We start from the raw sequence: 14,410 nt of genomic DNA, 5'->3' as shown, positions 1-14,410 counted from the left end.
CCGATTCATGAATAATGAACAGTTATATGAAAGGATACTTTCTAAATTTCCAATGGATGAAAACTTTATTCTAATGGAGAAAAGTCTTGCAGAGAATAACATCAGCCAGGCTTTCCAGCATGCTCATACGTTAAAAGGATTAGCCGGTACACTTGACCTGACCACTCTTTCAAACATATTGATCCCGATGACGGAACAACTCAGAAACGGAGAAACGGAAAGTATACAGGATTTATTCAACCATTTGAAGATAGAATATAAACACATCTGTGAATTGATCGCCGAACATAGCGCCTGATATAAATGCAGATAAACGAAGTCACATGGAAAAGTATCTTAAATCAAAAGAATTGTTAGCTAACTACCTGTATCTTATGGACGTCGTTTGGGTTATTTATCCCGAAAACGAAAGTATCGAAGTCATCAAGGACGGTATAAATCCAAAACTGGAAAATACAAAACACGACTACAAAATTCTTTGTAATATCCGTAAAAGAGATATCTATCCACCGGATCATAATTTATGGGATGAAACGATCTCACTCGAAACTTTTCATAAAATGATAGAGGAAGGATATTTACACAGGAAATTCGATATGCGTTTCTGCAATAAACATTTCGGTTTTGAATGGCATGAAGCCTTTATCGACATAGTAATCAACGAGGATGGAATGCCGGACAGAATCATTCTATCCAGCCACAATGTCAACGATTTCAGAAAATCACAAATCATAGAAAAAGCCGTACAATCGGAATATGACTATGTGATTTATATCGAAGCTTCAAAAAATAGCTATGTCATGTACACTTCCGGTTCGGAAAGCGACAGCCCCCCTCCTGTCGCCAGCAGCGATTATGAGGCTGTGGTTGCGGAATACAACCGGCAATATATGTCGCCGGAATTGTGTGAAGAAATGACCATGAACATGAAGATTGCACATATCAGTCCCATATTGAAGCAACACGGAGAGTATATTCTATACAACTCTATGATAGAAAATGGCATGAATCGGGATAAGAAAATACGATTCAGCTATTTCGACAAGGAAAAGAACATCTGGCTATTGACCCGAACCGATATAACAGAAATCAAAGAAGAAAGAAGACAGAAACAACTGTTGCGGGATGCTTTACAAAGCGCTACAGCAGCCAACCGGGCTAAATCTGATTTTCTGTCGCGAATGAGTCATGATGTACGCACCCCTATCAATGCGATCATCGGCATGACGGCAATAGCCGGATTACATATGAACGATCAGGCACGTATCGCTGATTGTCTGAAAAAGATAACTATTTCATCCAAACTTCTGCTGAATCTGATCAACGAAGTTCTGGATATGTCGAAACTGGAAAGTGGGCGTATCATGCTGACGGATGAAGTTTTCAACCTCGACGAACTGTTGGAAAGCTTGTTCATAATGGTACAATCCACCTTTGAAGCAAAGAAACAGCAATTACATATACGCGTCATCCGTGTAAAACACGAATGCCTGATCGGTGATGTACAGCGCATACAGCAAGCCTTATTGAATATGCTGACAAATGCGATCAAATATACTCCGGATGGAGGGCAGATCGAAGTCACAATCGAAGAAAAACCGTCTGTTTATAATGGTTACAGCCAGTTTGAAATAGCCGTTTCAGACAACGGCATCGGGATGAAGCCTGAATTTATAAGCAAAGTTTTCGAGCCTTTCGAACGGTCGGACGATACCGCTGTACGTAACATCCAGGGTACAGGCCTCGGCATGGCCATCAGCCGGAACATTGCCCAGATGATGAACGGTGATATCCTGGTAAAAAGCGAATACGGGAAAGGTTCCACATTTACTATGATATTCCACGTCAAACAGGGTAACCTGGACGAATACGACAGCAGTATATTGGTAGACTTACCGGTACTGGTCGTAGATGACGACGATATCTCGTGTGAAATAGCCTGTGAAAATCTGGAGGAACTCGGGATGAAACCGGAATGGGTACTATCCGGCCGGGAAGCCGTGCAAAAGGTTACCGACGGAAACAACTATTTCGCCATTATCATAGACCTGATGATGCCTGGTATGAACGGCATCGAGACAACTCAAAAAATACGGGAACAAGTAGGCCCGAATATCCCTATCATTATCATTTCTGCTTACGACTATTCCGGATATGAGAGTGAAGCCCTGAAAGCGGGAGCCAATGGTTTCATCAGTAAGCCTGTTATGAAATCGAAGTTATTCCTTCTGATGAAAAGATTTGCGACAGACAGGAAAGAAGAAGAACAGGCCGTCGGTCCGGCTGTTATTACTTCTTTTGCAGATAAACGGATACTGGTAGTGGAAGACAACGATCTGAATCGTGAGATCGCCTACGAACTACTGAAGGAGACCGGTGCAGAAATAGAAACAGCCTGTGATGGGAAAGAAGCGGTAGACAAAGTTTCCGCCTCCCCCGAAGGCTATTACAATCTTATAATTATGGATATCCAGATGCCCGTAATGAATGGCCTGGAGGCAACAAAGAACATCCGCCGGCTCGACAGGCAAGACATCAAAAAACTACCGATCGTAGCCATGTCTGCCAATGCTTTTGCCGAAGATGTACAGTTAAGCCTCAAAGCTGGTATGAACGAACATATTGCAAAACCGATAGAGATAATCAGTCTTTACAAGATTATCGCAAAATGGTTTAGCTAAAAATTTATCATTTGGATAAATATCGATTAATCGCCTCGCGCCAATCTTCCCCGTTTTCCGGCTGGTATGTTTCGAAACCAAGTTGGCGTGCGATCTCGATATTACTCTTTCCATCATCCACAAAAAGTGTTTCCGAGGGATTCAAACCGCTGTCACGGATCATATATTCGAAAATCTTCGGGTCGGGTTTGGTAACACCCACTTCATAAGAGGTGTACATCTTATCGAAATAAGCGCCGATAGGACGACCCGCAGGCGTGAACTCGCTGGTCCTTGCCCAACCTTCCTGAATGATCGGATTGGTATTGCTCAAAAGATATACATTATATTCTTTGCGAAGTTTCAACAGGTAGTCCAGCTTATATTGAGGAGTATCGACGATAAAACCCAGCCAGGCATGTCTTATAGCATCGTATGAAAGATCTTTCCCGGCGTATTCACGCAACTTCTGACAAAATTCATCGGAGCTGATTGTTCCGTTCTCGACTTCCAGAAAGAATCCTTTCTGTTCATAGGGATCGAGCAATTGCCTTGCATCATCCACTCCAATCTCCTCAAAGCGACGCACGGCACAATCATGGTCCAGTTCTATCAAAACACCTCCCAAATCAAATACAATGTTTTTAATCTTTGTCATAACACTCTTCTTTTATATGATGTTCTCTTTACACGAACAAAGATAGGAATAATCTTAATATCCCAGGGTAAAACGTTCCTGATGATGCTTTTCCTGTTCCAGTTCGTCGATCATGGCAACGGCAAAATCCTCTACGGAAATATTACTATCCCCCTTTTCATCGGCTACCAGCTCGTCTTTTCCCAGACGGAATTTACCTGTACGCTGCCCGGGAAACATATTGGCTGCCGGACTCAGGAACACCCAGTCGAACGACTTTTCGGGTAACAGCATATCGGTATATACCTTTGCCAGACTCCGGATACCGGGTAACAGTTTTTCAGGAACATCGGGTTCGTCCATCAGCAGACGCCCCGGAGCCACCTGCAGGCTTCCGGCTCCGCCAACCATCAGAAAACGATGTACACCGGCATTACGCACGGCACAAATAATAGAGCCGTAGCCTTCTAATGTTTCATCATATATATTTGGATTCGACCATCCCGGATTGAAAGCACTGATCACCGCATCCGACTTTGCCAACTCACGCGACAAAAAATCGGTATCTGTCACATCACCTCCTACCACCTTCAGGTTCGGATGGGTTAATATCAACTTGGATGGATTTCTGACAATGACCTTTACCTGATGCCCTCTACCTAACGCTTCTTTCAAAATCGCAGAACCTACATAACCGGTTGCGCCTATAATAACAATTTTCTTCATGACTATATCCATTTGATTACTTGTTTATAGAACAACATCAGGTAGGTATCTTGTTTAGGGAAGCCTCTCTATTTCTGAAATACTTTAGTCGATTTGATCATGACATCATGTACAGGACGGTCATTTTTATCGGTCTTTACCAACGACATCTTCTCCACAATATCAAACCCGTCGACTACTTCGCCAAAGACGGTAACAGAATTGTCCAGATGGGGAACACCACCTACAGTCTTATACACTTCGCGATACTCTGCCGGAATAACATACGGGCCAAGTTCCGCCAGGGTATCTTCTACCATAATCAGGGCACGGTTCGTCAATTCAGTTTCCATCGAATCGGCTGCCAGCGCAGGATCTTCTTTCTTTAACTGATCAAGATATTTATAATACAACCAGTTACGACGTATCTGGTTGATCCGGGCTTCTTTTTCGTTCAGTTCGGTATCGGAAAGAACTTTTCCCTGTACAAAACAAAACTGGGTTCCGGCTGATGCCCGTTCAGGGTTTACGTCGTCGCTTTCTTTGGCATCGATCAAGGCACCTCGTTTATTGAAATGGTTAGGGAGTATCTCGGCAGGAACAGTATAGCCGCCGTCGCCATCACCATATAATACACCCGGTTCATGGGCTTTACTGGTAGGATCGCCTCCTTGTACAACGAAGTCTTTGATAATGCGATGGAACAACATTCCCTCATATTCACCGGACTGGCAAAGTTTTATAAAATTATCCCGGTGCAATGGCGTATCATCATAAAGAAGGACAGTAACGTCGCCCATCGTTGTTTTCACTGTTACATAAACCGGCTTAGAGGGGTCAAGCGGTTTATCCGCACAGGAAGCGAAGGTAAACAAGACGAGTAAAAAGGTTAATAGGTGCTGTTTCATAATAAGTTTATTGTGTATTATAGTTCAAATTTCCTCTATTCTTCCGCTTCATATACCAACATCTGGCACCGCTTGCAATCAAACTGCAGACGGAGCCGGGTGTCTTTATATAAAAGGTAATACGGTTCTTTATACGGTGATTTCTGTTTCTGGTATGTCGGACACCATCCCATACTATAGCGCAGGCAATGTTTTGTGAACATCAACGGAACATCCTTCTCCGGCTTCAATTCGAAGGCATCGGCTACCGTCTCCACCTCATGCATCTTATAGAAAGCTTTTGCCCGGCTGTTCGATACATTCCCCAAATAAGTCAATTGACGTTCAGGGAACGGTATCTCTTTCGCCGGTTCCACCTTACGCGCCAATTCCCGTTGATAACGAATGGTCCGGTCAGCCTGTAACTTCCCGACAGCCTTGCGACGCATATCCGCCAGCAAAGAAGAAGGGACAAACCAATTCCCGCCCATCTGTACAATGACCTCCGAGGCTTCAAACGGTGTATTTCCTAATTTTGACAGTTGGGTACGAATATTGTCTGTTTGCTCACGTCGTGCCGGTTCTTTGGCAAACGGTTCCGTCAACATTACCCGCGCACCGGTTTCATCCTCCATTGCCAAGGTAAATCCGAAAGCATTATCGAGAAACTCTATCTTTACGGAGAGTTTCCGTTCGGCCGAAGGCTTCGCCAACAGCTTCTCAAACATCTGATCGAAATTACGATAGAGAGGTGTTTTAGGCTTTATGTCCGGCATATCCAATGGGAAAACGCGATTCGCCTCCACCCTATTTACACGGAATCCTTCCAACTCTCCCCGATTATTGAAGAACACCAGGCCATCACCATTATTCAATTGTTTCAAACCAGCCACTGTAAACGAGTTACCTTTCAATTCCTTCACGGTCCCTACCGGTTCCCCTAACGACTTCGGTGTATCGAAAGCTGTAATATCTTTCGACCGTTCATGCAGAAAGAAAGGAGTAAATCCCCTGTTGAAGCTCTTCTCTGCCACCGGTTCAAACGTATAGGTACTTGTTCCTGCCGAAGCCCTGCAATATTCCGGACGATGTGCCAGGATTGCATCCAGCTTTTTCCGGTAATAAGCTGTTATATTCTTTACATAGGTGACGTCCTTCAACCGTCCTTCTATCTTCAACGACGAAACACCTGCATCGAGCAACGCTTCCAGTTGATCGGAGCGGTTCATGTCCTTAAGCGACAACAAATGCTTGTTATGTACGATCTCCGTCCCGTTTGCATCCACCATCGAATAGGGCAGGCGACAGTATTGTGCACATTCGCCCCGATTGGCACTTCGCCCGCTCAGGGCTGCACTCAAATAACATTGACCGCTATAACTGACACATAAAGCGCCGTGCACAAACACCTCCAGGGGCACAGTCGTCTGCTCCGAGATACATCTGATCTCGTTCAAAGACAGTTCACGTGCCAAAACCACCTGTGTGAATCCGGCAGATTCCAGGAATTTTACCTTTTCAGGTGTCCGGTTATCGGTCTGTGTGCTGGCATGCAAAGGGATAGGCGGCAGATTCAGGCGGGTAATTCCCATATCCTGAACGATCAAAGCATCCGTACCGACCTGATAAAGTTGCCAGATCAACTGCTCCGCTTCCGGTAATTCGTCTTCACGCAGGATCGTGTTTAACGCCACATAGATACGGGCATTATATAGATGGGCATAATCGCAAAGGGTACGGATATCCTCCAACGAATTTCCGGCTGCTGCACGCGCACCGAATTTCGGTGCACCGATATAGACGGCATCGGCACCGTGATTGATCGCTTCGATACCACAGGTTAAATCCTTTGCCGGAGCCAGGAGTTCAATACGACGAGGTTTGATTGGCATATTTTATTTCAGATATTATCAATAATGAGCTATCCCTTTATCAAAGTGACTTAGCCATTACAGGTTTATTTGCCGTCAGTTTTAACTGACGGTTTACATGTTGCTTCTCTTTATTGGCTTCAGCCACATTTATCTTCAATAGAGAGACTGCTTAAATGGGACTAAAGGCCAAAGAGAGAGAGCATTTACTAATCCGTTGGTTAAAACCAACGGCAAATGAACCTGTAACTAAGCATGTTTTATGTATGACTGATCGCTTGCTCGGATAGTTCAATTATTTCTAAATTACAAACTTCCCAGGTTCTTAATATCTTCGATATTGAACGGGGTTTCCTGATAAACGTAATAGTTCAGCCAGTTGGTAAACAGCAGGTTTGCATGACCTCGCCAACGGACAACCGGACCTTGTGCCGGATCGTTATTACGGTAATAGTTATGAGGAACCGAAATAGGAAGTCCTTTATTCAAGTCACGGATATATTCATCGCTCAATGTATAAGGCGAATATTCCGAATGTCCGGTGATATAAAACTCACGTCCTCCGCGCGACATTGCCATATAAACACCCGACTCTTCACTTTCTGAGAGCAACGTCAGTCCCGGAACCTTCCGGATATCTTCACGGCGTATCTCCGTATGACGGCTGTGAGGCACATAAAACTCATCATCGAACCCACGGAAAATAGGCAAAGAAGGCTCCCGCAACGTATGACGGAAAACCCCGAACATCTTCGCTGGCAAATCATATTTAGGAACACCATAGAAATGATACAATCCTGCTTGTGCCGCCCAACATATATATAATGTAGAGGTCACATGCGTACGTGCCCAGTCGAAAATCGTAGTCACTTCCTCCCAGTAACTCACCTCTTCAAACGGCATCTGTTCTACCGGTGCACCGGTAACAATCATTCCGTCGTAATAATCTTTCTCTATTTCGTCGAAGTCTTTATAAAACTCCTGCATATGTTCGATCGGTGTATTCTTCGGAGTATGTCCTTTTATCTTCATAAAGTCCAACTCTACCTGCAAAGGGGTATTACTTAACAAACGGATCAGATCGGTCTCCGTTGTAATTTTCAAAGGCATCAGGTTCAGTACCACCACACGAAGCGGACGAATATCCTGTTCCGAAGCCCTAAGGGAATCCATCACAAAGATGTGTTCCTTTTTAAGGAGTTCAATAGCGGGTAAATTCTTTTGTAAATTTAATGGCATAGCAATTCCTATCTTTATTGTTTTTAGGAATACAAAGATAGGAATAAGTTAGCAGTTAACGTTTTTCCCAATAAAAAAAGTACCTATAGGCTGTCTTTAGCAGATTTCCTATAGGTACCTAATATTTTGTATCTTCTTGCAAAAAAGGACTATTTCTCTGAAGTTAAGGTATATCCGCCACCTAATGCCTTATACAGATAAACCACTGCCAGCAATTCATTCTGTACCGCATTATTTAAGCTGATCTGAGCATCCAGATAACCACGCTGAGCATCCAGTACATCTATATAATTAGTTACTCCATTTATATATTGCAGTTCAGCTAATTTAAGATATTTAGCAGATGCAGCTTCCAGCCTTTCCTGCGAGAAACGGATCTCTTTCGCTTTACGGATCGTGATAATAGCATCATTCACTTCCTTAAAAGCACTGATCACACTCTTTTGATAAGTATAAACCTCTTGTTCGTAACGAGCTTTCGATGCTTTCAGCTTCGCTTTATTCTTTCCCATCGCAAAAAGCGGTTGAAGCAAATCGCCTGCCAGAAACCAGGCCGGACTCTTCAACAGGTCGCCCAATTCTTCACTTTCAATACCAAAGTTACCTGTCAGGCTGATCTTCGGAAACAGGTCTGTATAGGCCACTCCTACTTTGGCATTTGCTTCACGGAGTTTCAACTCTGCCTGTCGCATATCGGGACGACGTTCGAGCAAAGCAGAAGGTAGTCCTATCGGTAAAGCATCAGGCAAACGCTGTTCACCAAGCGGCAATCCCCGGGGAATATATCCCGGATATTCTCCCAAAAGAAGGGAGATATCGTTTTCTTTTATCCTGACCTGACGTTCCAATGACGGGACAAGTGTTTCCGTACGGGCCAACTCAACCAATGCCTGGTTATAGGATGTTTCAGATGTCAAGCCTCCTTCAAAACGAAGTTTAGCCAAACGGACACCTTCACGACGGGCTTCCAAGGTCTGCCGTACGATATTTAACTGCCGGTCGAGAGCACACAATTCATAATAAGCAGCTGCAACTTCAGCTACTAAAGTCAATTGAAGAGCACGACGTGCCTCTACCGATTGCAGATAAGCTACTACACCCGCCTCATTTGCCCAACGCAAATTTCCCCATAGATCGAGTTCCCACGAAAGCGTCAGTTTGGCTCCATATTCAGGATCGGGTTTCGGATTATCGCCACCATAATTCAAACGCTCCTTCTGTCCATAAATACGTGCCCCGATCTCCGGGAACTGCTCGGCAAAAGTGATACGTTTAGCAGCCATCATCTCTTTGATCTTGGCAGCTGCGATCTTCATATCTTTGTTGTTTTCCAGAGCAGTTGTTATTAACCGCTGCAAAGTTGTATCAGCATACAGGCTTTCCCAGGGAATGTTCTCTACGGAAAGAGTATCCGATTCTCCTTCAAACTGAGCCGGAAGATTCAAATCCGGACGGGCATACTTCTCTCCCAACTTACAGGAAGAAAGCGAAACCAAAGCAACGGCGACCACTGCAATAAAAAAGAATAACTTTCTTTTTCGAAGGATTTTTTCCTTCGGAATAATCTGGCTGACGCGTTCCATTTTTAAGACTTTCTTCATTTTATAGATAAATACAAAGAAGAATGGTACCAACACAATTCCTACAGTGATAACAACCAACATACCGAAGAACACTCCGGTCCCAAGACTATGACGGGAAGCTGAACCCGGCCCGCTAGCCAATACCATCGGAAGCATCCCCAACACAAAAGCCAGAGAAGTCATCAGAATGGGACGGAAACGCATCCGGGCGGCATGAATAGCGGCTTGTATAACATCGACACCTGCATCTACCTGTACTTTAGCAAACTCTACGATCAGGATCGCATTCTTTGCAGCCAGACCGATCAGGGTTACGAGTCCAATCTGGAAATAGATATCGTTATGTAATCCGGTAGCCCAAATACCCAAATAAGCTCCCAAAGCTGCAACCGGCAACGACAGCAGTACGGCGATCGGCACAATCCAACTTTCATACTGTGCAGCCAGGAACAGGAAAACAAACAGGAAAACGAGTGCAAGCACCATGCCGGTCTGACCTCCGGCTTTCTTTTCCTGATAAGACAATCCACTCCATTCCACACCGATGTTATCCGGTAGATGTTCACGAGCGATCCGTTGCATAGCCGCCATCGCTTCACCGGAACTGTATCCGGGAGCAGCCACTGCACTGATTGCAGCTGTAGAGAACATATTGAACTTCTTTATCGTACCTGGCCCGGTTGTATAACTTGTCGTACCCAATGCAGTCAACGGAACCATCGAACCGTTCTGAGCACGGACAAAGAATAATCCCAGATTCTCCTGTGTGGCACGATACGGTGCTTCCGCCTGGATATATACCTTATATATACGGTTGAACATATTGAAGTCATTCACATAAACCGAACCCAAATAAGCCTTCATCGTCGAGAAGATGTCGGTCAGAGGAATACCCAGAAATTTCGCCCGGTCACGATCTACATCAAAATATAATTGAGGGATCTGGGGTTGCAAAGCAGAAGAGACACCGGTCAGCTCCGGAGCTTTCGATGCGTACAGCATGAAAGTGTCGGTGGCACTTACCAGATTTTCCCAACTGGCTTCTCCACGAGCTTCCAGTTGCATTTCCAGCCCCCCGCTTTCTCCCAATCCAGGAATAACAGGCGGACGGTTCAGATAGGCCAATATTTCCGGATAGTACTCGAATTCTTTACGGGCAACTTCCATTACATCTTCAACTCCCATGCCGGAAGACTTACGTTCTTCCCAGGGTTTCAGAATAACGGTAAGGGTTGAACGGCTTTGTGATGTTCCCACACGAGTACTGCTACCGGTCACATTTTGCACATAGGCCACAGCCGGTTGTTTCTGCAAAAACTCGATAGCACGGTCGGTTACTTTACGGGTACGTTCCAGGGTTGCTCCTTCAGGCATCACTAATTCCACGGTGAAAAAGCCCTGGTCTTCCTCCGGTATAAAGCTGGTCGGTATAAAGCGATTCAGTACAAAGATGAAAACAAGTACCATACCGAAACCTGCCAGAATCCGTTTTGGATTTCCGATGGCCTTCGATAACAAATGGATATATTTATTATTTCCTTTATGTAACCAGATATTGATTTTACGGAAGACAAAGTTCTTCTTTCCGGTTGTCGGACGCAAGATCAAGGCACACATAGCAGGACTCAATGTCAATGCGACTACTGTTGAAAGCAATACCGATACGACAATAGTTATCGAGAACTGGCGATATAACGCACCGGTAATCCCGCTCAGGAAACTTACAGGAACGAATACTGCAGCCAGTACCATCGAAGTCGCGATCAATGCTCCCGACAATTCATGCATGGCCTTATGGGTAGCTTCACGAGGCGTCAGTTTTTCCTCATGCATAACACGCTCCACATTTTCCACAACAACAATCGCATCATCCACCACAATACCAATTGCCAGAATCAATCCCAATAAGGTCAGCATATTCAGTGAGAATCCCATAATCAACATGAATCCGAATGTACCGATCAGAGAAATAGGCACGGCAATAGTCGGGATCAAAGCGGCACGCCAATTCTGCAATGACAGGAACACAACCAACACAACCAGGAATAAGGCTTCAAACAAGGTCTTGTACACTTCATGGATGGACTGTGAAATATATTCTGTCATATCGAACGGGAATTTATATTCCAGCCCTTCAGGGAAGTTCTGGCTGATCTCTTTCATCGCTTCCTTCACGTTGGTTGCCACTTCCAGAGCGTTAGCTCCCGGTAACATATAAATACCGAGGATTGCAGCATTCTCACCGTTTATCCCACTTTCAGTAGAATAGGAAGAGGCTTCCAATGAAATACGGGCAACATCCCGCAAACGGACGATAGAACCGTCCTGATTTGCACGGACGACAATATCTTCAAATTCCTTCACTGTCGATAGGCGGCCACGAGCTGTAATAGGTATGGTGACATCCACATCTATGACCGGTTGTTTACCTAACTCACCGGCGGCAGATTCACTGTTTTGCTCTTTCAATGCATTCTGGATATCCTTTACCGTCAATCCCATATTAGCAAGACGATCGGGATATACCCATATCTGCATACCATAATAACGGCTACCGATATTCGAAACACGTCCTACTCCAGGGATACGACGAAGGACATCAAGCACATTGATCGTTGCAAAGTTACTCAGGTAGATTTCATCGAAACGCGGATCATCCGAACTCAAACTTAATGTCATCAACTGACTGGCGGATTGTTTCTCTACCGTAATACCGTTCTGCACGACATCGGAGGGAAGACGCGACTCTGCCAGCTTCACACGATTCTGTATTTCTACAGCAGCCAGGTCAGCATCCGCCGACACATCGAAAGTAACCGTAATAGTCAAACCTCCGGAGTTACTGCTGCTACTCTGCATATAGATCATACCCGGAGTACCATTCAACTCCTGCTCGATCGGTGTAGCAACAGCTTGCGACACCGTCAAGGCACTGGCTCCCGGATAAGAGGCACTAATCTTCACAACCGGTGGCGTGATCTGCGGATACTGATCCACCGGCAACAACATCAATCCAATAATCCCGACAATAACAATTAACAAAGAAAGTACAGTCGAGAATACGGGACGATCTATAAAGAATCCCGGTTTCATTCTCCTGCCTCCTCTCTATATGCTGCGACAGCTTTATCATCACCAGCCTGGACCGGACGAACCAACATTCCGGGAACTAACTTATGATAGCCTTCAACAACGACCGATTCATTTTCACCTAGACCACGTTCAATAACAATGCTGTTCCCTATTTCCGGTCCTGTCTGAACAAAACGTTTTTCCGCTACGTTATCACGACGGATAATATAAATAAAGACACCGCCCTGTTCAATAGAAATGGCTTTCCGGGGAACAACGATTGCGCGCTCACGCACATCTAATAATAGTTTTACACGTGTAAACTGTCCGGGAAGCAATTTTTGGTTCGGATTAGCCAATTCTGCACGGACACCGAATGTTCCTGTTTGAGGGTCTACAATCGGATCTGCAAAATCTACAATTCCTTTTACCGGATATTCAGAATTATCAGCAAGGGTTACAGTAACGGTCGGTTGCCAGGAGCGGGTCGTGTCCTGCTCACCGAACTTGATATTACGACGTTCAGCACGCAGATAATCCAGTGCTGTCATTTTAAAATCCACCAATACCGTATCGCTCTTCACAACAGCAGCCAACTTTGAATTGACACCGGGGCCGACCAAGGCACCGACATCGACAAAACGCTCACTGATATACCCGGCAATTGGGGAAGTTACAGTTGTATAACCGAGTTCCAGTTGTGCCTGATCGAGGTCAGCCTTACTCATAGCGATATTGGCTTCCGAATCGTCCAGAGAAGCCAATGCATTATCGAGATCCAACTGACTCGCTGCATGTTGTTCATACAAGGGCTGCAAACGTTCCACATCTCTTTTGGCTTTTGCCGCCTGAGCTTCATTCTTTTTTAACTGTGCTCTTGCTTTCTCTACGCGAGCCTTATAAAGTGCAGAATTGATAATAAACAGAGGTTCATTTTGTTTAACCTGTTTACCTTCTACAAAAAGCATCCTTTCCAGATAACCTTCTACACGGGCATGTATCTCTACATAACTTGCTGCCCGAATACGACCTACGTATTCACCAAATATTTGCACATCTTCTTTCTGAGGCTTGTCTACAATGACAAGGGGACGCAACGGTTCTTCTTTTTTACGACAACCTGTTGCCAGCATTAAAAGGGCGACTAATACGATACTTCCTTTTACTAATCTTTCTCCTACCATTACTAATATCTATAAATGACATTTAAATATTCTATTGTTCTATCTCTCTACTGTAAGAATGAAATAATCGTACCATTGTTCAATACAATCTGTTAAAAAACGCTATACTACTAAATATTAATCATATAAACCAACTACAAGATAGAACGACTTCTTTATTAAAAGATACTTTTGTAGAATTATTCCACAAACAAGTGTTACAGAGTCCACAAAATTAATATAAATCAAAAACAAATAATGTATTTATGGATAGTTTTCCCCTTTGGAAGGAAGGTAGAGAGAATAAAGCTAGTCATTAGGAAGAACTATATAAAACAAAAAAGAAGTCAGCTCCATTATGCCAATAAAGATTTGAGCCAACCATGTATAAGCATCAGTCATAAATAAACCTGTAATAGCCAAGCCTCTTGATTATGGGATAGCTTCTTTTGATGAATATAAACTTATTGCTATCTCTATTGGCATATTGGCACATTAGCTCATTATTGATAAAAGTGAAACCATGATAAATGAAAAAAGGAGTCCACTCTTTCGAATGAACTCCTTTCTACCTTTCAGCTCTCGCTTACTAA

At 44.2% G+C, this 14,410-nt stretch carries 9 protein-coding genes; 2 read left to right on the top strand and 7 right to left on the bottom strand.

The features are described from left to right. The first annotated feature begins 73 nt into the window (after positions 1–73). A complete protein-coding gene (locus DWX23_RS25185; protein WP_229801170.1) occupies positions 74–298 on the top strand; it encodes an Hpt domain-containing protein in 225 nt (74 codons plus the stop codon). A gap of 25 nt (positions 299–323) precedes the next feature. Further along, on the top strand, positions 324–2,681 hold the full coding sequence (locus tag DWX23_RS16210; protein ID WP_122375252.1) for a hybrid sensor histidine kinase/response regulator: 2,358 nt from the start codon (positions 324–326) through the stop codon (positions 2,679–2,681). 7 nt (positions 2,682–2,688) lie between these two features. Here the strand turns inward: DWX23_RS16210 and DWX23_RS16205 are convergent, their stop codons facing one another. The 7 genes from DWX23_RS16205 to DWX23_RS16175 form a co-directional block, all read right to left on the bottom strand. Next, entirely contained in the window at positions 2,689–3,318 is a 630-nt protein-coding gene (locus DWX23_RS16205) for an HAD family phosphatase (RefSeq protein WP_122375251.1), read from the bottom strand. A 54-nt stretch (positions 3,319–3,372) separates the two neighbouring features. Then, complete coding sequence (locus tag DWX23_RS16200) at positions 3,373–4,023, bottom strand: NAD(P)-dependent oxidoreductase (protein WP_122375359.1); 651 nt, start codon at positions 4,021–4,023, stop codon at positions 3,373–3,375. Positions 4,024–4,091: 68 nt separating this feature from the next. Continuing rightward, positions 4,092–4,910 carry a peptidylprolyl isomerase gene (locus tag DWX23_RS16195; protein ID WP_122375250.1) on the bottom strand — a complete coding sequence of 273 codons (819 nt, stop codon included), beginning with the start codon at positions 4,908–4,910 and terminating at the stop codon, positions 4,092–4,094. Between the two features lie 35 nt (positions 4,911–4,945). After that, on the bottom strand, positions 4,946–6,781 hold the full coding sequence (locus DWX23_RS16190; RefSeq protein WP_122375249.1) for a U32 family peptidase: 1,836 nt from the start codon (positions 6,779–6,781) through the stop codon (positions 4,946–4,948). Positions 6,782–7,066: 285 nt separating this feature from the next. Next, positions 7,067–7,999 carry a homoserine O-succinyltransferase gene (gene metA, locus DWX23_RS16185; protein WP_122352021.1) on the bottom strand — a complete coding sequence of 311 codons (933 nt, stop codon included), beginning with the start codon at positions 7,997–7,999 and terminating at the stop codon, positions 7,067–7,069. Positions 8,000–8,148: 149 nt separating this feature from the next. Further along, positions 8,149–12,675 carry a multidrug efflux RND transporter permease subunit gene (locus tag DWX23_RS16180; protein WP_122375248.1) on the bottom strand — a complete coding sequence of 1,509 codons (4,527 nt, stop codon included), beginning with the start codon at positions 12,673–12,675 and terminating at the stop codon, positions 8,149–8,151. Further along, a complete protein-coding gene (locus DWX23_RS16175; protein WP_122375247.1) occupies positions 12,672–13,838 on the bottom strand; it encodes an efflux RND transporter periplasmic adaptor subunit in 1,167 nt (388 codons plus the stop codon). Before DWX23_RS16175 ends, DWX23_RS16180 begins: the two co-directional genes overlap by 4 nt. Between the last annotated feature and the right edge of the window lie 572 nt (positions 13,839–14,410).

This window comes from Parabacteroides sp. AF18-52 (assembly GCF_003479145.1).
GTDB lineage: Bacteria > Bacteroidota > Bacteroidia > Bacteroidales > Tannerellaceae > Parabacteroides > Parabacteroides faecis.
Note: the sequence above shows the minus strand (reverse complement) of the source record. Positions and strands in the feature narration are given on the sequence as shown.